The 23260-nt window shown below is 59.9% G+C and carries 18 protein-coding genes and 1 pseudogene; 4 read left to right on the top strand and 15 right to left on the bottom strand.

Features of this window, described 5'->3' with window-relative positions; all coding sequences use genetic code 11:
• Positions 1–328: pseudogene (locus tag GSQ93_RS37870) on the bottom strand (IS4 family transposase); the annotation flags it as partial.
• A gap of 215 nt (positions 329–543) precedes the next feature.
• Entirely contained in the window at positions 544–1497 is a 954-nt protein-coding gene (locus GSQ93_RS35715; RefSeq protein ID WP_158940758.1) for an IS5 family transposase, read from the bottom strand.
• Between the two features lie 291 nt (positions 1498–1788).
• On the opposite strand from GSQ93_RS35715, the gene GSQ93_RS35720 reads away from it, so the two are divergent.
• The 3 genes from GSQ93_RS35720 (at position 1789) to GSQ93_RS35730 (ending at position 7159) form a co-directional block, all read left to right on the top strand.
• The gene (locus tag GSQ93_RS35720) at positions 1789–3141 is read left to right on the top strand and encodes an LLM class flavin-dependent oxidoreductase (RefSeq protein WP_158940760.1); all 1353 of its coding nucleotides are present in this window, start codon (positions 1789–1791) and stop codon (positions 3139–3141) included.
• An 84-nt stretch (positions 3142–3225) separates the two neighbouring features.
• On the top strand, positions 3226–4590 hold the full coding sequence (locus GSQ93_RS35725) for an LLM class flavin-dependent oxidoreductase (protein WP_158940762.1): 1365 nt from the start codon (positions 3226–3228) through the stop codon (positions 4588–4590).
• A gap of 169 nt (positions 4591–4759) precedes the next feature.
• Positions 4760–7159, top strand: a complete 2400-nt coding sequence (locus GSQ93_RS35730; RefSeq protein WP_254074230.1) for a DNA polymerase II — start codon at positions 4760–4762, stop codon at positions 7157–7159.
• 144 nt (positions 7160–7303) lie between these two features.
• On the opposite strand, the gene GSQ93_RS35735 is transcribed toward GSQ93_RS35730, so the two are convergent.
• The 5 genes from GSQ93_RS35735 to GSQ93_RS35755 all read right to left on the bottom strand — a co-directional run bounded on the left by GSQ93_RS35735 (position 7304) and on the right by GSQ93_RS35755 (position 12584).
• Positions 7304–8656 carry an amidase gene (locus GSQ93_RS35735; protein WP_158940764.1) on the bottom strand — a complete coding sequence of 451 codons (1353 nt, stop codon included), beginning with the start codon at positions 8654–8656 and terminating at the stop codon, positions 7304–7306.
• 19 nt (positions 8657–8675) lie between these two features.
• Complete coding sequence (locus GSQ93_RS35740; protein WP_158940766.1) at positions 8676–9377, bottom strand: DUF2848 domain-containing protein; 702 nt, start codon at positions 9375–9377, stop codon at positions 8676–8678.
• A 60-nt stretch (positions 9378–9437) separates the two neighbouring features.
• Entirely contained in the window at positions 9438–10745 is a 1308-nt protein-coding gene (locus GSQ93_RS35745) for an MFS transporter (protein WP_158940768.1), read from the bottom strand.
• A gap of 46 nt (positions 10746–10791) precedes the next feature.
• Entirely contained in the window at positions 10792–11424 is a 633-nt protein-coding gene (locus tag GSQ93_RS35750; RefSeq protein WP_158940770.1) for a DUF4286 family protein, read from the bottom strand.
• Positions 11425–11525: 101 nt separating this feature from the next.
• On the bottom strand, positions 11526–12584 hold the full coding sequence (locus tag GSQ93_RS35755) for a LysR family transcriptional regulator (protein WP_158940771.1): 1059 nt from the start codon (positions 12582–12584) through the stop codon (positions 11526–11528).
• Between the two features lie 657 nt (positions 12585–13241).
• Between GSQ93_RS35755 and GSQ93_RS35760 the strand changes: the two genes are divergently transcribed.
• Positions 13242–13805 (top strand): YSC84-related protein, encoded by a 564-nt coding sequence (locus GSQ93_RS35760; protein WP_158940773.1) that lies wholly within the window; start codon positions 13242–13244, stop codon positions 13803–13805.
• Between the two features lie 255 nt (positions 13806–14060).
• Here GSQ93_RS35760 and GSQ93_RS35765 read toward each other — a convergent pair whose 3' ends face one another.
• From GSQ93_RS35765 to GSQ93_RS35800, 8 genes are all read right to left on the bottom strand, one after another.
• Positions 14061–14207, bottom strand: coding sequence for a hypothetical protein (locus tag GSQ93_RS35765; protein WP_254074231.1), 147 nt, complete (start codon positions 14205–14207; stop codon positions 14061–14063).
• 43 nt (positions 14208–14250) lie between these two features.
• Complete coding sequence (locus GSQ93_RS35770; RefSeq protein WP_158940775.1) at positions 14251–14529, bottom strand: hypothetical protein; 279 nt, start codon at positions 14527–14529, stop codon at positions 14251–14253.
• Positions 14530–14720: 191 nt separating this feature from the next.
• Positions 14721–15938, bottom strand: coding sequence for an ABC transporter substrate-binding protein (locus GSQ93_RS35775; RefSeq protein WP_158940777.1), 1218 nt, complete (start codon positions 15936–15938; stop codon positions 14721–14723).
• Positions 15939–16039: 101 nt separating this feature from the next.
• Positions 16040–16768 (bottom strand): ABC transporter ATP-binding protein, encoded by a 729-nt coding sequence (locus GSQ93_RS35780; protein ID WP_158940778.1) that lies wholly within the window; start codon positions 16766–16768, stop codon positions 16040–16042.
• Complete coding sequence (locus tag GSQ93_RS35785; protein ID WP_062090791.1) at positions 16768–17553, bottom strand: ABC transporter ATP-binding protein; 786 nt, start codon at positions 17551–17553, stop codon at positions 16768–16770. Before GSQ93_RS35785 ends, GSQ93_RS35780 begins: the two co-directional genes overlap by 1 nt.
• Positions 17550–19472: an ABC transporter permease gene (locus GSQ93_RS35790; protein WP_158940780.1), complete on the bottom strand. Its 1923-nt coding sequence runs from the start codon at positions 19470–19472 to the stop codon at positions 17550–17552. The genes GSQ93_RS35785 and GSQ93_RS35790 overlap by 4 nt, the downstream gene beginning before the upstream one ends.
• 407 nt (positions 19473–19879) lie before the next feature.
• Positions 19880–20362, bottom strand: a complete 483-nt coding sequence (locus tag GSQ93_RS35795) for a MarR family winged helix-turn-helix transcriptional regulator (RefSeq protein WP_158940782.1) — start codon at positions 20360–20362, stop codon at positions 19880–19882.
• 98 nt (positions 20363–20460) lie between these two features.
• Entirely contained in the window at positions 20461–23229 is a 2769-nt protein-coding gene (locus tag GSQ93_RS35800; RefSeq protein ID WP_254074232.1) for a c-type cytochrome, read from the bottom strand.
• Positions 23230–23260 lie beyond the last annotated feature (31 nt).

Consider the following 23260-nt stretch of genomic DNA (forward strand, 5'->3'; position numbering starts at 1 on the left):
TGCCTGGAGGTGGATCATTCGCTCGAGCAAGATAGCCACCAAGTTGCGCAATTTTGAATAGGTAACGTGAAAGCGGCGGAGCGTGACTCGATCGCTTGTTGTCTTTCACGAAGTGGTTGAGAAGCTCGATTTCCGCCTGTGTCAGCGCCATTTCCGGGAGCGCCTCGGGCATCGACCGGTTGATCATCGTGATCCAGAACACACGCCAACTTAAGATGCAAAAGATCGAAACAAGGTTAGCGAGCCGGTCTGCCGTTCGAAGCCTTGACTCTTCCACCTTGCAACCCGACTTCAGAATTTTGTGGAACGTTTCGATCTTCCAGCGCATTGCGTACCAGTCCAGCTTTTCGATTGCATCACGCCTCGATGCGACTGGTAGGTCCGTAACTAGGGAAGGTCTGAACAACTCATTTCCAGCCTGACTGTTCGCCACATTCGAAATTGGTAGGTCTCGAAAGTCGTTTTAGCGTTGGGAACCGAATGAATACGGACCAGAAATTGAGCTCAATGTGTGTGGATCGCCGCTTTCGCGGCGTCCACCGTTCACATTTTCAGCAGCTTGCGACGCGCCATCCAGAGATTGGACAGCGCGAACAGCGTTGTCAGTTGTGCGGTGTTTTTCTTCAGACCACGGTAGCGCGCCTTTGCGAAGCCAAACTGCAGTTTGATTACCCGAAACGGATGCTCTACCTTGGCGCGCACGCTTGCTTTAAGGTATTCAATTTCGTTGACGATGCGATCAAGCGCGTCGTCTTTATCCAGCGCCGCGCGCTTGCCAGGGCACATCGCGACCATCCAATCCACTGCCTTAGCTCTCGTACGTTTTTGTATCCCTCGATAGCCCGCATCGCCGTACACAACAGTTTCCTCGCCGTGCAGCAACGCGTCCGCTTTGACAATGTCATGCACGTTCGCGGCCGTTCCTTGAACGGTGTGTACCAGCCCGGATTCGGCGTCCACGCCAATATGCGCTTTCATGCCGAAGTACCATTGATTGCCTTTCTTGGTCGAGCTCATCTCGGGATCGCGCTCACCGCTCGCGTTCTTGGTCGAGCTGGGCGCTGCGATCAGGGTGGCATCAACGACCGTACCCGCTTTGAGCAGCAGTCCTTTGCTGCTCAGGACCGCATTGACTACTGCGAGCATCTGGACGGCAAGCTCGTGCTTCTCAAGCAGATGCCTGAATCGCAAGATCGTGCTCTCGTCAGGCAGACGCATGTTCCAGTTGTCCAGCGCGGCAAACTCCCGAAACAGCGGCACGTCATGCAACGCTTCTTCCATAGCAGGATCACTCAAGGTGAACCACTGCTGCATAAAGTGGATGCGCAACATCGTCTCCACTGGAAACGGCGGTCGCCCTCGCTTACCTTCGGGTGCATGCGGCAATACCAGCGCCACCAGTTCGCTCCACGGAACCACTCGGTTCATCTCGTCGAGGAACTCCCGCTTACGCGTTCGTTTGGTCGTCAAATCCAATCCCAGATTAGCTTGTCTCATGCCAAAATCGTCGCAGTCATCGGCCTATTTGGCAACTTAATTTCTGCATGATTTATGCAGACCTTCCCTAACAGTGATGAAGAGAAAATCCGACTCTCGCAGACCACTAACACCGAAAGCACCACCCCGGCATTGAACCCAACCACTACCCCTAAAAACCGCCAAACCCTCAAACCCGTCCACCGGCGCGAGCGAAATCTTCTTAGCGTATATCGATCAGCGGATTTATTAGTCGCTTTGCGCGGCGGTCCGATCAAGAATCCAAAGTTAGCCAATACGCGCAAGAACACGATGACCCAACCTCCCAATACCCCGCCCCGGCAACTTCACCTCAACGTCAATATCCTGCATTCGGGATTCGTTCCATCTGCCTGGCGCTTGGCCGATGCCGATCCTCAAGCGTTCATCGACGTTCGTCATTACGTGCGGGTCGCGCAGATCGCGGAGTCGGCCGGCTTCGACGCCGTCTTCCTCGCCGATAACGCCTCTATCGCCGACCAGATCGACTTTCGCCCGATTACCGCGCTCGAACCGACCATCCTCCTTGCCAGCATCGCGGCAGCGACTTCGCATATCGGCGTGATCGGCACTGCGTCCACGAGTTACAACGAGCCGTACAACATCGCGCGCCGTTTCGCCACGCTCGACCATGTCAGCGGCGGGCGTGCAGGCTGGAACGTCGTGACCACTGCGGACCTGGGCTCAGCGCGCAATTTCGGGCGCGATGCGGTGCCCGATCACGCCGAGCGCTATGCACGTGCCGCGGAATTCACCAGCGTCGTCAAAGCGCTCTGGGACAGTTGGGAAGACGGCGCCGTTATAGGCGATAAAACAAGCGGGCTATTCGTCGATACAGCGAAGGTCCATCCGGTCGCGCATCGAGGCACGCATTTCTCGGTGCAAGGTCCGTTGAATGTGCCGCGTTCGCCGCAAGGACATCCGGTGCTGGTGCAAGCCGGCGCGTCGGGCGATGGCCGCGAGCTTGCCGCGCGCCATGCCGAAGCAGTGTTCTCAGCCTCGCAATCGTTCGAGGAGTCTCTAGCCTATGGGCGCGATCTGAAGGCGCGCGCAGCGGCTTTCGGACGCGGTCCCGACGCCGTGAAAGTGCTCGCGGGACTGACCACGATCATCGGTGCAACGGAGTCCGAAGCACTGCGTCGCCGCGACGAACTGGTGGACCTGATTCCATGGAGTTATAGCGTCACCCGGCTGGCGGGTACGCTGGGCGTAACGCCAGACCGACTCAAGCTGGATGAGCAATTGCCGGACAACCTGACCTTGCCGGCCCAAGGCAACGGCAACCATACGTTCTTTCACGCGACACTGGCACAAGCCCGGCAGCACGGCTACACCGTGCGTCAACTCATTCGGGCGCTTGCCGGGGGCGGGGGTCATCGCGTCATCGTGGGTACGCCCGAGCAGATCGCCGATGACATCGAACGCTGGTTCAAGGCCGGAGCCGCCGATGGCTTCAATCTCATGCCCGATACATTGCCGGGTGGCTTACAGGATTTCGTCGATGGCGTCGTTCCAATTCTTCGCCGGCGCGGCATCTTTCGCACCGGCTACGAAGGCACGACGCTGCGCGAGCATCTCGGTCTGGCGCGTCCCGAGAACCAGAGCTTATGGCGTAAAAGCGCCTAATCCTGCACCGGCAGCAAGCGGACTCACGCATGACGGTGTCCCCTTTCACGAAGCATTCCGATCCAGCATCACGACCCACACACCATGGCCAAGCGAACCGGACAACTGCGCCTAGGCGCCTTTCTTTATCCTGCGGGACATCACATTGCCGCGTGGCGGCATCCCGATGCTCAGGCGGACGCCGGCATCAATTTCAAGCACTACGTGCAGCTCGCCCAAGCGGCGCAAGCAGCAAAATTCGATCTTCTGTTTCTCGCCGATGGTGTGGGCACCCGAGGCGATAACCTCGACTTCCTGAGCCGCACCGCACACAGCTACATCGCGCAGTTCGAGCCGATCACGCTGCTGTCCGCACTGGCGGCCGTGACGGAGAAGATCGGCCTGGTTGGCACGGCGTCGACCAGTTTCAACGAGCCGTATCACATCGCCCGCAAGTTCGCGTCGCTTGACCATATCAGCGGCGGTCGCGCGGGATGGAACCTCGTTACTTCGTCGAATGAGCATGAAGCGAAGAACTTTAACCGCGACAAGCATTTCGAGCATGGAGAACGCTATGAGCGGGCGACCGAGTTTGCGGAAGTGGTCGATCGTCTCTGGGATAGTTTGGAGGACGATGCATTCTTGCGCGACAAAGAGCAGGGCCGATTCTTCGATCCCACCAAGCGCCATGCCCTCGACCACAAAGGACGCTTTTTCCAGGTCAAGGGGCCGTTGAACGTAGCGCGCTCGCCGCAAGGTCAACCGGTTGTGGTGCAGGCGGGTTCATCGGAAGCCGGCCGGGCGTTGGCCGCTCGTACCGCCGAGGTTATCTTCACGGCGCAGCAAACCCTTCAGGACGCGATTGATTTTTATGCCGATGTCAAAGGCCGCCTCGAACAACATGGGCGTCATTCTGATGACCTGAAGATCATGCCGGGCGTGATGCCTATTGTCGGGCGCACCGAAAGCGAGGCGCGGGAGAAGTTCGAGCATCTGCAATCGCTGATCGATCCGGCGGTGGGTCTCGCGTTGGTCTCCGGCCTTACCGGTGGTTTCGACTTGTCGGCTTACCCGCTCGATGGCCCTATTCCCGAACTGCCGGAAACGAACGCGAGCAAGAGCCGTCAACTGCTCACCCTTGATTTGGCACGGCGTGAAAACCTGACGATCCGCCAGCTTTATCTGCGGGTGGCGGGTGCACGCGGACATTGGCAAGTGGTTGGAACGCCTGAGCAGATCGCGGACCAACTGGAAGAACGTTTCGTTCACTATGGGGCCGATGGTTACAACATCATGCCCGCGGTTCTGCCCGGCAGCCTGACTGATTTCATCGAACTGGTGCTTCCGGAATTACGGCGCCGAGGACTGTTTCGAACGGAGTATGAAGGCCAGACGCTGCGTGCGAATCTTGGTCTTGCGCAGCCGGTTAATCGGCACTCTGCGGAGAAGGCTAGCGCGGTGGCGGCCTGAGGAGCCCTTCAACGAAGCGATAGAAGAACTACTTGCTTGCAGGACGATTCGAACACGTACTCGTTCACCACCGATGTGTCGTGACGCATTTGAAGTCACTCGCGGATCCGGACAGCCGCGTCAAAAAAGTGGCCAACTTAACGCGGAACCCGCGTACCCACTAAAATCCATGGGAAGGACACGTTTTTTCCAAGGTGGGTATCTGGCTGAGCATCAACACGGTTTTATTCTGACGCGTCATTGGCGGGACACCGCCGATGGGACGGAGGTCGAATTCTGGCTGGCGACGGACGATGGTCCCCGCCATCTTCGACTGCGCCCGCAGGAATCGGTCGCATTCATTCCGGTCGATCAGCGCGAGCGCGCCGAGACGATTTTGCAACGCGAGAAACAAGTCGAACTCCGTCCGCTGGACCTCGTCGACTTCAGTCATCGGCCGGTGTTGGGCCTGTATAGCAGGCAATATCGGCAATTGACCGGGCTGGAGAGGCGCTTGAAGCAGGCTGGCGTCGATGTGTACGAAGCCGATGTCTTTCCGCCGGACCGTTACATGATGGAGCGGTTTATCACGGCGCCGGTCGTGTTTAACGGCGAGTCTCATGGAGACGGTCCGCTTCTGAACAGCGAGTTGAGGCCCGTGCCTGGCTATAGGCCGAACTTGAAACTAGTCTCGCTCGACATAGAAACCAGCGCCAAAACGGAGCTGTATTCCATCGCGCTCGAAGGCTGCGGCGAGCGTCAGGTTTATATGCTGGGACCACCTAACGGCGACAGCAGCGGCATCGACTTCAAGCTTGAATACTGTGAAAGCCGCCCTCTCCTGCTGGAGAAACTCAACGAGTGGCTTGAGCGCCATGATCCCGATGCGATCATCGGCTGGAACCTGGTTCAGTTCGATTTGCGCGTATTGCAGGAACACTCGCAGCTTTATCAGATTCCGCTGCGGCTGGGTCGCGGCGGGAGCGTGATGGAATGGCGGCAACATGGTCTCACTCAAAACCATTTCTTCGCGGGCGCGGCGGGACGATTGCTGATCGATGGCATCGAAGCGCTCAGGTCGGCCACATGGAGCTTCCCTTCGTTCAGCCTCGAGTATGTCGCGCAGAGCGTGCTGGGCGAAGGCAAGGCCATCGACAATCCGTACCAGCGGATGGATGAAATCCAGCGTCGCTTCGATGAAGACAAGCCCGCCCTCGCGCGCTACAACCTGAAGGATTGCGAGCTTGTGACGCGGGTCTTCGCGAAGACTGAACTGCTGTCGTTCCTGCTGGAGCGCGCTACAGTCACGGGACTGCCCGCTGATCGCAGCGGCGGGTCCGTGGCGGCTTTTACGCACTTGTATATGCCGCGAATGCATCGACAGGGGTTCGTTGCACCCAACCTCGGCGATGTCGCCGGTGCGGCAAGCCCCGGCGGATTCGTGATGAATTCGCGGCCGGGTCTTTACGACTCTGTTCTGGTTCTCGACTATAAAAGCCTTTACCCATCGATCATTCGCACCTTCCTTATTGACCCGGTTGGATTGGTCGACGGCCTGCGCCATCCCGATGATCAGCACTCGGTGCCGGGTTTTCTTGGCGCGCGTTTCTCACGTACGCGTCACAGTTTGCCGGCCATCGTCGATCAGGTCTGGAAAGGACGCGAGGAAGCCAAGCGCGAGCACAACAAACCGCTCTCGCAAGCGTTGAAGATCATCATGAACGCGTTCTATGGCGTGCTGGGTTCTACAGGATGCCGCTTCTTCGACCCTCGCCTTGCGTCGTCGATCACCATGCGCAGTCATGAAATCATGCGCAAGACACGGGAGTTGATTGAAGCCGAAGGATACGAAGTGATCTACGGCGATACGGATTCAACGTTCGTCTGGTTGAAGCACGCTCGCAGCGAGGAAGAAGCGGCGCGGATTGGCGGACTGCTCGTCGAGCACGTGAATGCGTGGTGGAACGATGATGTGCGAGAGCGCTTCGGTCTGGAGAGCGCGCTGGAGTTGCAATTCGAACGACACTATCGCCGGTTCTTCATGCCTACCATTCGCGGCGCGGAAGAAGGCAGCAAAAAACGCTACGCCGGTCTTAGCCTTCTGCCTGACGGTAGCGAGGAAGTGGTCTACAAGGGACTCGAAACCGTTCGTAGCGACTGGACGCCACTCGCGCAGCGGTTCCAGCGAGAACTCTATTTGCGGATCTTCAAGGGCGAGCCGTATCAGGACTATGTACGCGACTACGTGCGGCGTACGCTGAGCGGCGAATTCGACGAACTGCTCGTGTATAGAAAGCGCCTGCGCCGGCCGCTGGATGCGTATGAGCGCAACGTGCCGCCGCATGTCCGCGCGGCTCGCATGGCCGATGAGTTCAACCGCGAGCGTGGCCGGCCGCTGCAGTATCAACGCAGCGGCTGGATCAGCTACGTGATGACCAGCGCCGGACCGGAACCGCTCGAAACCCTGCAGGCTGCCATTGACTACGATCACTATCTGACGCGGCAGTTGCAGCCCATCGCCGACGCTATATTGCCGCTTCTGCAAAGCGACTTCCGGACGCTGGTTTCTGGTCAGCACGAGTTGTTTTAGTCCACGAAGATATCCACAGAAATTGTTGGCAAGGCTGTGGACAAGTCTTGGGGAGATTAGGCAAGGTTTTGATTTGGTTGAGGCTTAGGCCCTTGCTTCGTTATGAACGACGCGAACCGGTTGAGCCCGCGCCGTTCTCGCCCTTCAAGCCCCGAGCGCAGTTTCGACCGCGCCCGCCAGCGCCAGAACAACCTCATCCTGACCATGAAATCCGCCGATGCTCAACCCCACCGGCACATCCCCTTCCTTATGGCAAGGCACTGAAACCGCGCAGCCATCGAGAAAATTCACCACGCTCGGATTGCGCAGCACCAGCGCATTGGCTGCGGCGAATGCGGCGTCATCGGCTTCGAGCGCGGCGATCGCAGGCGGCGCGATAGGCACGGTCGGCATGACGAAAGCATCGAAACCGGCGAAGAACTGCCGAGCCGCCGCAATGGTCCTTCGACGTGCCGCGAGCAGATCGAGGTAATCCGCCGCCGATGCCGCCTCGCCGCGCCTGATCCGCGCCAGCACGCGCCGGTCGTATGCATCCGACTGAGTACCTAACCGCGAACGATGAGCGGCAAACGCTTCTATCGGCGAGAAGCCGAATGTGTTGATCGCAGGCAACGAATCGAGCGGTGCGAAACGGACTTCAGTGAGCAAGGCACCGGCGCGAGCAAGCTTGTCCAATGCTGCTTCATAAGCTCGCGCGACTTCCGGCTCGATACCATTCATCACATAGTTGCGCAGCACCGCGAACCGCGCGCCCGCAAGCGGCCTGCTCGTCTCGAACGATGCCCCCGAGAGCGCGCCATCCATCAACGCGCAGCACGCAACACTCGGCGCAATGGCACCGACTACATCCAGCGTAGGCGAAAGAGGCACAACGCCCTCAGTCGGCACACGTCCCGCGCTCGGTTTAAAACCCGTGAGTCCACAAAACGCTGCAGGAATCCGCAGTGATCCGCCCGTGTCACTGCCCAGGCCGGCGGCCGCAATGCCATCGGCCACGGAAGCCGCCGCCCCCGACGACGACCCTCCGGCCACATGTCGTTCGCTACGGCGCCACGGCGATGCAGGCGTACCGTAGTGCGGATTGAGGCCCAACCCCGAGAATGCGAACTCGCTCATGTTCGTGCGCCCGATCAGCACCGCGCCGGCTCGCCTTAGCCGGGCGATCGCGGGGGCGTCGGTACTAGCAGGCGCAGCATCGGCGAGGACGCGGGAACCGGCGCGGGTCGGCTGACCTTGTACATCGAAGAGATCTTTTACGGATACCGGCACACCCGCGAGCGGTGACAGACGCGTGCCGGCGCGGCGCAGTGCATCGAGGGCATCGGCTTGGCGGCGGGCACCGTCGGCATCGACGAAACAGAATGCAGCGCCGCCATTACCGCCGTCGGCAGCGATGCGTTCCAGCGCGATTTCAGTCAATTCGCGAGAGGTCGTAGTACCTGCGTCAAGCAGGGCGGCGAGGTCGGCGAGCGGAGTCTTGGGAGCGAAGAGCGTCATGGATGATGTCCAGTAAAAGTCACGCGACAACCGGCAGCGAAGCCACCGAATACCGATGTTTCAAAGTGCGCCCGAGCACTGGATCGTGCAGCTCAAGTTCGAAGGCATCGCCGGAGGACATCGCCGCAATGGCGCCGTGCACAGACAACGTGCCGCCGAACATCGCGCTCTTCGCAGGCAGCGTCGGCACGCCAGCGAGCCTGCGCCATAAATCAGCCGGATCGAGCAGTCCGTCGACCGCGCCCGATTGATAAAGGCGGCGCTCGCCGTCGGCGCCGATTAGCCATGAGCGCATCGTCAACTGGTCCCAATGCGCGGTGACATCGGCATAAAGCCAGGCATCGCGGCCGAGCGGCTTTGCGCAAACCTGCTTCGATACCGCCACGCCATACGCTTCTACTTCGCGGTCCGTATGATCGGAGCCAATAGCGACCAGCGTGCCAAGCGGGCTATCGAGCAGCACGCATTCGACTTCGCCGCCCGAGTGCGCACCGAGCACGGTGATGCTCTCATCCTGCGTGAGAAGATCGGCGGCCAAGCGATAGAAACAAGGCGTAGTTGATGGCGGTGCTACACCGAGCGCTGCTAGTTCATCGATATGTGCCTGGATTGCTGCAGGATCGCGGCCTGCCCAACCCGCGATCACGAGGTCATCTATGTTGGCCGTGGTCGAAACAGGCGCTGCGCCAAGGGGAAATACATTGAAGGAAAGCGTAGTCATTGGAGAGCGTAAGTAGATGAGCGCGGCGCGGCAACGCGCGCCGGGAATACAGGTAGCGCTTTAGTTTTCCAGCGGCCCGCGCGCGGTCTCACGCGCGACGATCAACGAAATTCCGGTGACAATCACTGCAACCGCTACGTACACCGACACCGCCAGCGAGCTGTTGTAGTGCTTGTAAAGGCTCACGATAATGAGCGGCGCGAAGCCTCCGCCGAGAATGCCTGCCAGCGTATAAGCGAGCGACGATCCGGCATAACGCACGCGAGTGGGAAACTGCTCGGTCACGAACGCGGCTTGCGGCCCGTACATCACCGCATGGATCACAAGCCCAACCACGACGGCGAGCACGATCTGCCACGGTTGCGCGCTATCGACGAGCACGAAGAAAACGAACGCCCACACCAGCGCGGCGAACGCTCCAGCGAGATAGACCGGCCGACGCCCGAAGCGATCCGACAACGCGCCAAAGAACGGCACGCTCAACGCATTGCACGCAGTGCCGATCAGCACGGCGGTCAGCGCTGTCGTACGTGACAGATGCAGTACGGTCGTGACATAGGTCAGCGTGAACACGACCAGCAGCGCGTACAGCACGTCCGAGCCGATCCGCGAACCACCCGCTATCAGCAGGCGACGCCAGTGCTGCGTGAGCACTTCAACCACGGGTACCTTCGCCGTCGCATGGGCGTGGCTCAGTTGCTCGAACTGCGGCGTTTCATCGACGCCGCGCCGCACCCACAAGCCGAAAACCACCAGCAACATGCTGGCGATAAAGGGCAAACGCCAACCCCAGGCAAGGAAGTCGTCGGGGGAAACCGCGAGCGTGATAAGCGCAATAAGACCCGTGCCGAGCAGCGTCCCGAACGACGGCCCGACCTGCGTCCACGACGCGCTCAGGCCACGCTTATTCTGATCGCCGTGTTCAATCGATAACAACACGGCTCCTGCCCACTCGCCGCCGAGCGCAATGCCCTGCACGAAGCGCAGTGCGACGAGCAGGATCGGACTATAGATACCGATGGCCGCATATGTCGGCAAGAAGCCCATCAGCGCGGTGGTGATGCCCATCAGCACGAGCGTGAGCATGAGTACGGCCCGACGACCGATTCGATCGCCCAGATTGCCGAATATCACGCCGCCGAGCGGCCGTGAGATGTATCCAACCGCGTAGGTCGAGAACGCGAGAATGGTGCCCGCGAGCGGATCGACGGAGGGGAAAAACAGGTGATTGAAAACAAGCGCGGCGAGCGTGTTGTAGATCGTGAAGTCGTACCACTCTAGCGATGTGCCGACCATGCTCGCCGTCGCTAGACGGCCGCGTCCGACGTGCGGTGAACCGAGATCGGATTGCTGGGCAAGTGTGTTCATCGAGGACCTCGGGTGATGAAAGCGGGATGAGGGTGACGACGTGGGGTCAGGCCGAAATGCGCCAGAGCATCTGGAACGTGCGGACTTCAACACCGTCCGCGAGTGTTTCGGCCAACGCGCGGGTAGCCTCGGCGTCGCTGCCTTCGATCAACACGAGCGCATCGGCAGCGGGCAATGCCGCTTCCTTCGATGCCGTCAGCGAAACGGACAACGCAGGCGCCGTGCAAAAAAGCCGTGCGGCATGAATGCCGGCCTGACGCAGACCTGCTTCGAAGCGCGGCTTCAACAACGCTGCTTCAACGCGTTCCGGTGGCAGCACGAACAGCGCGAGACATGCGCCTTCGCCGTCGCCGGTTTCAAGCGTCAGTTCGCCTACGCGTCGCTGCGTGTTGGTCATCCGCGCAAAGTTGCCTAGAGACCACGGCGTTTGCTGAGTGAATGCGCGCTGATACGCGTCGCTGCGAAAGACATCGAGCGACTCGGTCACATAGAGCGCGAGGTAGCGGCGCGGGCCGCCATCGGTGGCCTTGAAGCGGCGTGCATAACGAAAGCCAGGAATGGCGACGCGTTCCTGCATGTGCTCGCGGTCGTACCACGCGTTGAAATCAGCTTCCTGCGCTGGATTGGGGTCGGTATCCGTCCAGATGCAAAGCTGGCCCTGCGGTTGTGGTGCGCTCATCGATTGTTCCCTGGCGAAAGTGGATTCGTAATGGGAACAGTGTCGCGAGCAGCGGGTACTTCGGTCCAACAAGAAAACAAATACGGCGCGAACAAGTTTCCTTATGACTTGCTTTCCGGTGGCTTGCTTTCCGGCGGCTTACGCGTGCGGCCCGGCTTACGAGCATTGACCGGCGGCGACGGCGTCGGCGCGCCGCTAGTCTTGCGGGTGCCGCGTTTCGGCGATGCCGCTCGTTTGGCCTGGGTCTTCGCAGCAGGAACCGGCTCAGCGTGAAGCGCAGTTTCGAACTCGCTCGCGGCTTGCCGTGCGAGATCGGCAATACGCGCGGCGAGCGGGTGACTCTGCGCCCGGCACGTCGCCACCAACGGCAGCGATGGAAACTCGGCGCTCACGTCGAGGACCTCGAGCGTCCCTTCGCGCAACTCGCGCTGGATGATCGCGGGCGGCAGTGCAGCCACGCCGAAACCGTCGGCAACCAGCCGGATCATTGCCGCCACCGACGTGATGCAGTTGATCCGTGCGGGACGCTCGACTGCCAGTGCGAACAGTTGCTCAATCGTTGCGTGCGGGCCGGAATGGCGCGAAAAGCTGACGATGGGAAAGTCCGCGAGGTGCGCGAGATCGAGCGTCCGGCCCGAGAGCCCGAGCTTGGGACTGGCCACCCATCGCACAGGGAATTCGCACAGCGGCAGATTCGTGAAGTCGGGGCCGGCGATTGCATCGGTCTGCAGGATCAACTCGATCTCACCGCCGCGCAACAGGTTCGCCAGGTGAATCGTGGTGTCGCTGGTGACTTCTATTTCGAGCCGTGGATAACGCTCGCGCACGAGCGCCATCAGCGCCGGAAACCAGCTATGCACAATCGACTCGATCACCCCGATGCGGATCAGGCCTGCATCGGCGTCTGCATCGTCGACTTCCCGGCGCATCTCCTCGCCAAGGCGCACGATGCGCTCTGCATAGGCCAGCATCTTGCGGCCGGCCGGCGTGAGCGTGGCACTGCGCGAGTTGCGATCGAACAGGCGGACGTCGAAGCTCTCCTCAAGCGACGCGATCCGGCTTGAGACCGCCGCTTGCGTGGTGTGCAGTTTCTCGGCCGTGAGGCGGAAATTCTGGAGTTTGGCTAGCCAGACGAAAGTTTCGAGGAAGCGAATGTTCACGGCAAAAGTCGCAAGTCAGGACGAACGGGCATGGTAACGCGTCATAACGGCCGGGCGGATCTGGTTGGCTATGGTTGCGTCGAGGCTTGGAACGGATGGGGTGCGGGCGGGGACGGATCGGGGCGTTTGTATCTGGGTTTTCGGTGGATATATTCGTTGTATTAAAAATCAAAATACCGAAACGAATTTCGATATTAATTCTATTATTTATAGAACCTCTGATGCTTTGCCAAATGACGATGCCTGATATAACCTCCTACCCTATTAAACTCCCGATTCAAGCAAAGAGAGAACCGTCGGGTTTGGTCGCTGACTATCCACCGACTGAATTGGTCGATCATGCTGCGGCGGTCATGCCCAGTGGGACGCAGTCCTGGCCGATCGCGGCGTTAAATACGCTTATCGTTGTCAAGCGTGTTCACGACCCTCTCCATTTGCAATGTTTTTTTGAATGCTACGAATAAGATCATCAAATATTCAATCATTTCAAATAACAGAAATTGGTCAAAAATATTTACCCGCGCGCGGAGACACATTTCAAATAAAAACGCTAACTGTCACACCCACCGATAAAGCGCATCTGCACCGAATACCCAGCGAACCACCCCAGGCCGCATCCAACCGGATACGGCCGATCTGCAAGCGGAGTTTGGCCTCATGGCCCAATGCATCAGACTGATCCTCGTTAACCTGCTCTTGCTGTTTGCGACCTCTTGCTCGACTTCACAGATACCCCCGACCAACGCGGTTGACCCCGATCTGGAGGCAAAAGCGCGCGCTGCGCTACAGCAGTTGTACAGCACCACGCCCAATGCAAAGTTGCTCCAGTCCCGGGCGAAGGCGGTGCTCGTATTTCCGGAGATACTCAAGGCAGGTTTGATCGTCGGCGCCGAGGAAGGAAACGGCGTGATGTTTGGGGCGGATGGGAAAGTGATGGGCTACTACAACGCAACGTCCGTTTCGTATGGACTGCAGGCCGGTGCGCAATCGTTTCAGGAAGCCATGTTCCTCACGACCGATTCGGCCATCAAGTATCTGCAGACTAGTGGCGGCTGGTCGATTGGCGCGGGTCCAAGCGTGGTTGTCGTGGATTCCGGCACGGCCCGGTCGTTGACATCGACTACGCTGCAATCGGACGTCTATGCGTTCATTTACGGCCAGCAAGGGCTGATGGCCGGGGTGGGCATTCAGGGCCAGAAAATCTCGAAGCTTAGTCCGTGAGGGTTTGGTTATTGCAGATGACTTGCGAGTAATCCTTATGGTTCATCGGGCGCGTGCCCGGCACCCCGCCGGATACACGCCCTTATATATCTGCAAATCGTAGGTGCCGAACATCAGCGCCTACTTTTGTCGCGGTCGAGTGCACGCACACCGCGTTGGAAAAGTCATTCGTAATCTTCCGTTCGAAATCCCGGCGATGTCACAGTTGCGGATGCCATTGTTCCTCATATTCGACATTTCTTAATTTGTTTCCAATTAGCGCGGCAGCTTTTCGTGCCGCTGCCTGTACGCGGGCATCAGTTCGAGAGTCGCCTCGAGACTAATCACGTGCTCGGTCAGTCCCTCGGTTTTTAGCTGCTGCTCTTTCACCGTACCGGTCAGCGATACCACCTTGTCATTCATTTTTAAAAACGGTCGTGAGCGCCCCACATTTTGTCGATTACACTCACCACGAGCAACCTCCCGCTATCGCCGCGATGCGCTCGTTCGATTCCTCAACAAATAACAACGCATCATCGAGTGCGTCGTTCGCTTCCTTCGAGCACGCATTCACGTGCCGGATCAGCGCATCGATATTTTCTTCAACGTCCGACGACGTGATGCCCTGCGCCGCCTGGCGCATCAACTCACTCACGTTGAGCCCGAGACGCTTCGCGGTGCGCGCAATCGCACGTTTTTGAACCGGTGTCACCTGGACGACAATCCGTTCCGTTGCACTAGCCATTCCTACACTCCATGTACATCAACCTGCTATGTATATCAGGTCATTGCGAGTATCGGTGAGGCGCTTTCCACCGTATCAACCGATTTGACCGATGCCAGCAACATCCGAAAGGAGGTCCCTCGACTGCCCCACCAACGAAAACGGCCCGCTAACGCGGGCCGTTTTCACATCGTCACACTCAGCGCATTAACTCAATCCGCTGCGCGCAACTTCGCCACTTCCGCGTCGGAAGGCTGGACGCTCGCGCCATCGATATACCGATAGTTCGTCATGATGCCCTTGCCGTCCTTCACCGCCGTGGTACCCACATACGCGCCCATCGTCGACTGGTTGTCCTGCGCGCGGTACGTGATCGGACCAAACGGCGTATCAACGGAAAGCCCCTTGAACGCCGCCGCAAGCTTGTCCGGATCGGTCGACTTGGCCTTCTTCAAACCATCTGCAATCGACATCAACGCCGAATAACCCACCACCGATCCCACCCGCGGATAGTCGTGATACTTCGTCTCATACGCCGCGACGAACTTGCGGTTAGCAGGTGTATCGATCGAATACCACGGATACCCCGTCACGATCCAGCCGACCGGCGCCTCGGACCCGAGCGGATCGAGGTATTCAGGCTCGCCGGTCAGCAACGACACCACTGAAACATCCTTGAACAAACCACGCGTATTACCCTCACGCACGAACTTGCCCAGATCGGCACCAAACTCGACGTTGAAGATTGCATCGGGCTTCGCGTCCGCCAGCGCTTGCGTAACGGCGCCGGCATCCAGCTTGCCAAGCGGTGCCGCCTGGTCAGCAACGAACTCAACGTCAGGCTGTGCCGCTCTCAGCAAACGCTTGAACGTCGCCACGGCGGACTGGCCGTATTCATAGTTCGGATAGACAACGGCCCAGCGTTTCTTGTGCAGCTTCGCGGCTTCGGGTACGAGCATCGCGACCTGCATATAGGTCGACGGACGCAGCCGGTACGTGTACTTGTTGCCGTCCTGCCAGACGATCTTGTCGGTCAGCGGTTCAGCAGCGAGGAAGAAAACCTTGCGTTGCTTTGCATAGTCGGCAAGCGCCAAACCGGTGTTCGACAGGAACCCGCCGAACAACAACGAGACCTGTTCGCCCGTGACCAATTCCTGTGCCACGCGAACGGTATCGCCCGGGTTGCCGTTGTCGTCGCGCGAGATGACTTCGAGCTTCTTGCCATTGATGCCACCCGCCGCGTTGACCTCATCGAGCGCCATGTTCCAGCCATTCTTGTACGGGCCGAGGAACGCAGGCTGCGCTTTATAACTGTTGATCTCGCCAATCTTGATGGTCTGAGCGGCAGCGCCGACCGACACTAAAGCGGTGGCCAGGGGCGCAACCATGAAGGCGGTTAAGCGCAGCAACGATCCAACACGCGTGGTCATAGTTTTTCTCTCCGGATAAAGCGGCTAGGTTGAATGCTAAGTGACATGGCTAAGGCTGATTGAAGGATACCCTTGGTCGATCGTTGGCTTGGGCTGAGCGCTTAAACACTAAGGTAGGCCCGCCGCACCGCTTCGTCGCGGGCGAGTTCGTCTATCGTGCCGCTAAACCGTATCTGCCCTTTTTCAAGCACATACGCGCGGTCGCTGACGAGCTCGGCGAAATGCATGTTCTGCTCGGACAACAAAATAGACAGCCCTTCACGCTTTAGCTCGAGAATCATGTTCGCCATCTGTTCAACGATGATCGGCGCTACACCTTCCGACGGTTCATCGAGCAAGACCAGCGTGGGATTGCCCATCAGCGTACGCGATACGGTCAACATTTGCTGCTCGCCACCGCTCATCTGGCTACCCGGACGATTCGGCATCTCGCCAAGATTCGGAAACAAACGGAACAGCTTTTCCGGTGTCCAGCGGGGGGCGTCGTCGCGCGCTGGCTGGCGGCCGGTATCGAGATTCTCCATGACTGTCAGATCGCCGAACACGCGCCGGTCTTCCGGCACGAACCCCATGCCGAGTCGCGCAATACGATACGGCGGCAACTTCGCGATGTCGTGCCCGCAGAAATTGATCGCTCCCTGCCTTGACGGCAGCATGCCCATCAGCGCTTTCATCGTGGTCGATTTGCCTGCGCCGTTACGCCCCATCAGCGCGACCACTTCGCCGCGGCCGACTTCGAGTTCGACGTCGTACAAGATCTGCGCGCGGCCATAGAACGCGTTCAGACCGGAGACTTTCAACATGCTCTTGTCTTGCGTGGCGGTGCTCATTACGCGACTCCGTCTGCGGCGAGCGATGCACGCGGCGTGAAAGATTTCCCCGTGCCGAAATACACTTCGCGCACACGCGGATCGTTGCGAACGGTCTCCGCATCCCCCTCGCCAATCAGCTTGCCGCGAGCGAGCACGATCAGCTTGTCGGCGTAAGCAAACACCACGTCCATGCTGTGCTCAGTGAAGAGCACACCGAGCTTGTGGTCGATCACCAGTTGCTTGGTCAGCGCCATCAGGTCGTTGCGTTCCTTGGGCGCCATGCCCGCCGTTGGTTCGTCCATTAGCAGCAGTTTCGGTTTGTTGGCAAGTGCAATGGCTAGTTCGACGCGCTTCACATCGCCATAAGCCAGCACGCCGCACGCGCGCTTCGCATGCGCCGCCATGCCGACTTGTTCGAGCAGCGCGATCGCTTCATCGGCGTGAATGGACGAGGCCGGTTTCCACAAGTTGAATAGCTGACGGTCTCGCGAAACGAGCGCCATCTGCACGTTTTCAATCACGGTCATCGAATTGAAGGTCGCGGCAATCTGGAAGGTGCGGCCTACGCCAAGACGCCAGATATCGCGAGGACGTTTGCCGGCGATCTCGTGGTCATCGAACAAGATCGATCCCGAACTCGGTCTCAACTGCCCGTTGAGCATGTTGAAGCAGGTCGACTTGCCGGCACCGTTCGGACCAATCAGCGCGAGCAACTGCCCCGCGTGCAAGTCGAAGGAAACATCGTCGACTGCTTTAACGCCGCCAAACGATTTCGCAAGATGAGAGACGCGCAGAAGGGTCACAGGGCCTCCTTGGCGGGTTGCGAGGCGACGGCGTTATCGGCATTTTTGCGCGACCCGAGCTTGTCCTGCACGAAGCCCACGATCCCCTGCGGAAATGCAATCACCAGCACCAGGATCGCCGCGCCCAGCAGGGCCTCCCAGTAGTCGGTCTGACGTGCGACGGTATCTTGAAGCCAGGTGAACACTGCCGCGCCGACAATGGGTCCCGTAAGCGTCTGCAAGCCACCCAGCAGCACCATGACGAGGCCATCGACCGAGCGCCCGACGCTGATCACCTCCGGCGAGATCGACCCCTTGGAGAACGCATACAGCGATCCCGCGAGGCCGCAGAACAATGACGCGATGATGAACGCCACCCACTGCACGCGCTTTACATCGATACCAATCGCTTCAGCACGCAGGGTGGAATCGCGCGAGGCGCGCATGGCGTAACCAAGCGGCGAGAACAACATTCGCCGCAAGAGCCAGACACCCAGCACCGCGAACACCAAGGTCACGTAGTAGTAAGCCACGGTCGAACTGAGCCAGGTCGATGGCCACAGGTTGAGAATGCCGTTGCTGCCACCGGTCACCGCGTCCCACTGGAACACGATCGACCAGACGATCTGCGCGAAGGCCAGCGTCAGCATCGCGAGATAGACCCCCGACAAGCGCACGCAGAACCATCCGAACACGATCGCCCCGACGCCGGCGAGCAGCGGGCCGAGCACGAGCGCGGCTTCCATCGGCAAGTTCAGGACCTTCAAGAACAACGCTGCACCATAGGCGCCCAAACCGAAATACGCGGCATGGCCGAACGAATGCATGCCACCCGGACCCATGATGAAATGCAGGCTCGTTGCAAACAGGACGGCGATCAGTATCTCGACCAGCAGCACGGGCATGTACGGAAACACGCCCGAAAGCAGCGGTGCAAGCACAAGCACTGCGAGCACGACACCGGCAAATATCTTCAGCCGGATATCGGCGGGACGCAGGGGGGTTTCAGCGGCAGCCATGGTGCGAACTGCGGCCTGTGCGCGACCGAGCAGACCCCACGGCCGTACCACCAGCACGACAGCCATCACGACGAACTCAGCCACCAGCGTAAACTTGCTCAGCGAAAACACCACGCCGCCAATGCTTACGTCGCCTATGCCGATGCATAGAGCCTTGATCTCCGCAATCAGCAAGGCCGCTACGAATGCGCCCGGAATCGAGCCCATTCCGCCGACCACCACCACGACGAACGCATTGCCGATCGTATCGATATCAAGCGACAGGTTCGCGGACATGCGAGGCACCTGAAGCGCGCCGCCAAGACCTGCGAGAAATGCGCCGATAAAAAACACGCCCGTGAATAGCCACGCCTGGTTGATACCGAGCGCACCGAGCATTTCCCGGTCACCGGTTGCCGCGCGCACGAGCGTGCCCCAGCGCGTTTTAGTCAGACCGAACCAGAGGATACCCAGCACCACGGGACCGATCACGATCAATGCAATGTCGTAGGTAGGCAGCGCGTGGCCGAGCAGATTGACTGCGCCGCCGAGCAGCGGAGCACGCGGCCCGAACAGGTCTTCCGGCCCCCAGATGTACAGCGCGGCGTCCCGAAAGATCAGCACCAGCGCAAAGGTCGCCAGCAGGTGGAATAACTCGGGCGCCTGATAGATCCGCCGGAGCACGACCATTTCAACCAGCGCACCCAGCACGGCAACGACGAGCGCTGCTGCAAGCATCGAAAGCCAGAAACCGGCGACTGTCGAACCAAAGCGGCTGGCGATGCTATAGGCCACGTACACGCCAAGCATGTAGAACGAGCCGTGCGCGAAGTTGACGATTCGCGTCACGCCGAAGATCAACGACAAACCGGACGCGACAAGAAACATGGCGCAGGCGTCCGCTAGTCCGTTGATGAGTTGCACAGCCAGATTCGAAAGCATCGACGCCTCTATAGCTCGGGATTCATCAAGGTGTTCACGTCGGCAAGGCTGCTTTTTCAAGCGCCGCCTCTCTCCGCCGATACAAATGTACACACTCTAATTCTAGTCTTCTATGCAATGACCATGCCCACTTTATAACTAGAGACTTGTACTAGGTATCCAGCCGTTTATCCCTTGTTTTATTGGGTTTTACAGCTGACGCAAAGCTAACAGTCATGCAAGGACACTTGTTGTGGTGCACCTTATAAAATCAGCGTACACGCCACAATCGCTTTTCCGGTGCGACGGTCCCGCTATTGGTGCAATGCGACGGAGCGGCCGATGAATTGCACCAGACGAAGCAACTAAATAATAAACGTAGCCCTAGCCGTGCAAATGCACTGAATACGAAACGCGCTCACTCGGCATTACTCGGCATCCGGCGCGCTTAGCTTGCGCAGCAAATACAGTGCGGCCACGCGCTCCGCTTCGTTCAGCTCACTCATGGTCAGCTCACTGATACGCAAGGCGGTGGGTGTGATCTGTTCAACCAGACTTTCACCGGCCCGCGTCAGTTGCACCGTCACCTTCCGGCGGTCGTCGGGATTCGTCTGCAACTCGATCAGCTCGCGTACCCTCAGGCGTTCGATTATGCCGCGTACCGTGGCCGCATCGATCGCGGTCGCCTTGCCCAGATCGCTCATCGAAGAGGGTCCAAGCCTCCGGCTGGCGCTCAACACCGCAAACTGCACGGCGGTCAGTTGAGGGTCGTCGATAGTCTGGCTGAAGATGGCGAGATGGCGCTGATAAGCCTTGCGAAGAAGATGCCCGATCTGCTCCGACACCTCATAGCGGGACACAACGTCCTGTGCAGCTTGCGATGAACCGGAAGGAAGCTTCGAAGGCGCCATGATAGTTCGAATGTCGATAGGGTGAAATGGGAAGGGGAGCCCGCCCGGGCAGGGCAGCGCCATTCGTCAAGGTAGCCGGAGCGTCGTTCCGCCTGCCGCTAGTGCACGTGTTTCCGGATTCTCGCCGACGCCTGGGCCAGGTCTTTCCACGGCGCTTCATTCGGTGCGAATGTAGCGCGGATGTAAGACACGAGATCGGCTATCTGACGGTCATCGAAGGAATCCTTGAAGCCGGGCATGTAACCGAGCGCGTCGGTAGCGGGGGCATCAATGCCATTCTGGATGACGTTCAGCAGATTGTCCGGCGTGCCTTCGCTCACGCTGGTGTTCAGCGAGAGCAACGGGCGCACCCCGAAGTTGCCAACACCACCCGTCGCGGAATGACACACCGCGCATGCGCCGTCAAAGATCCGCCGGCCGCTGTCGAGTCCCTGCAGGGTCACGGCGCTTGTGGCGAGATTTTGCTTGGGCTTGGGCATCAAAGCCTCAGCAGCGGGTTGCGGCGACAGCGACGCTACGTAATGCGCCATCGCGCGCACGTCCTCTTCCGGCAGCGTCGACAAGCTCGCGACGACGGGCGCCATCGGCCCCGCCGCGACGCCATGCTCATGCGAGAAACCCGTCTTCAGATAGTCGTACAACGCCTGTTCGGTCCATCGCACCGGCGCTTTCGAATTGGCGACGAGCGATGGCGCCACCCAGCCTTCAGCGCTGCCGCCCGTCAGATACAAACGCCCGCCCTTCTCCGCCCCGAATGCATTGCGCGGCGAATGGCACGCGCTGCAATGTCCGGCGCCATCCACGAGATATGCGCCGCGATTCCATATTGCCGAGCGCGTTGGGTCGGGCTTGAACTCGCCCTGCTTGAGATAGAGCGCGTTCCACCCAGCGACCAGAGCGCGCTGATTCAGCGGAAACGGCAAGCGCGTGACTGGCGGCGAATTTTCGACGGCCGGTTGCGACATCAAATACGCGTACAGCGCGGTCATGTCGGCCTCGCTCATCTTCGTGAACGCGGTGTAGGGAAACGCGGGATACAAGTGATGACCGTCGCGTGAAATGCCCTCGCGCATTGCCCGGTCAAATGCAGCGAACGACCAGTTACCGATGCCCGTCTTCGGATCGGGCGTCAGGTTGGTCGTGTAGACCATGCCAAAAGGCGTCTCAAGGCCGAGACCGCCGGCATTGACCACGCCGCCGGGCGCCGTATGGCAGACCGCGCAATCTCCGAACTCGGCAATCTGGCGACCGCGAGCGATGGTGGCGTCAGACCACGTCGATGCTGCCGGGCGGGCGATCGGTTCAATCGGCGCACGAAGGGGCCACGCCGTGCACGCCAGCCCGATCAGGCTGCCGACACCGCCGGCTGCAAGCGTGGTCCAAAGCGAGCGTTTTGCTCGACGTGGTTTGCTCCCAATCGTGCCGTTCAAACCCGCGCCAAGCGCCGCAAGCACGCGCTCCGGCGTGAACGGCGGGGCCCGGAAACGCACGCCGGTCGCATCGTAAAGCGCATTGGCGATAGCCGCTGCTGCCGGCGAGACATCGATTTCCAGACGATCGCCGGCAGCGCTCTGCGTAGCGACTTCACCGGATGCCGCCGATGCCGGAGCAAGTTCATGCGATACGGCCTGCGCGCCCGGCGTCTCGTCGTGCGAGGGTCGCGCAGTGAGTTGCAGACCCAGGGCGCGCGACGCTGCAGCGGCGATCTGCCGGGCTGGAACGCCACTCAACCGGCCGATACTGCGGCGTCCGCTTGCCCGCCCCGCTATCACCCGTTTAAGCGCAACGTCGCCGGTCAGGCGGTTCACATCAAGATCGACGATCCACGCTGAATAGTCGGGCGTTGGGTTATCGCCGGATGCTGCGTCGTGTTCGTCGAACGCGAAACCGCGGCCATGCGCGACTTCGTTGTTCGCGCGGCGCGTCTTCCGATCCGGCTGATCGTATTTCCACGCCGCCCGCTGCGCCACCGTGTCGATCAGTTCCCGCGCGCCGCCATACTCCACCGGATCGAGGTGATCGAGACGAAACGAAACCGGATCACGATGATGATCGCGCGCGATTTCATCGACGAAAGACTCGCGTGCAAAGGTATGCGCCGAGCCGGGAATCAGCGCGGCGGGATCGTCGACAAGCGACGTGGCGCGGGACGAAGAATAGGGACCCGGATCTTGCGAGACTGCTTCGCCGCCCGTTAAGCCCGGCGTTCGCGCCATGTAGCGCCAGTCGAGCAGCCCACCTTCGCCGTCCAGCGACGCGGCGACAGAAACCGCCGCTTCCCTGACCTGCGACACCGCCATATAACCGCCAACGCATATCGTCCGGCGGGTCTCCGTCATCAAAACGACCGCAGCAAGCGCGGCATATGTGGCGATCAGCGGGTCGGCGCGGTCATCTTGTGCATCGAGTGAATGCAACGCAAAGCTCTCAGGCGGCAGGCCCGTAATAGCAGCAAGCTTCGCCCGTAGATCCGCAGTCTCGGGAGCATGACTCCAGACCGTGAAATTACCGGCATCGTTGCACGCAACAGCCTCGCACGGCAGCAACCTGTCTGCCGGAATCGGCCATGTGTAATGCGCTTCCTGCTGCAAGCCGGAGTGTTGCACGGGTAAAGACGGAGTATCAGCAGCATGTTGCGGACGGGCCGATAACACCAGCGTGCAAGCGGCGTCGCGCGCCTGCTCGAAACGCTCAGCCACGAACGCGGCCACGTTTCCGACGACCACCCAGCGCACGCCGGCTTCCACACTCAACTGCTGCGCGGACCCGAGCAGCGCCGCGTCGGCTTCCCCCAGCACGCACGCGTGAAGCATCGACTCCGGCATCAGCACGGGTCCACCAGAACTTCCTTCGTGCACGGCGTCCATTACCTCAGGTCCATTACAGGGCGTCCATTAC

It is taken from the genome of Burkholderia sp. S171 (genome assembly GCF_009766085.1).
Lineage (GTDB): Bacteria > Pseudomonadota > Gammaproteobacteria > Burkholderiales > Burkholderiaceae > Caballeronia.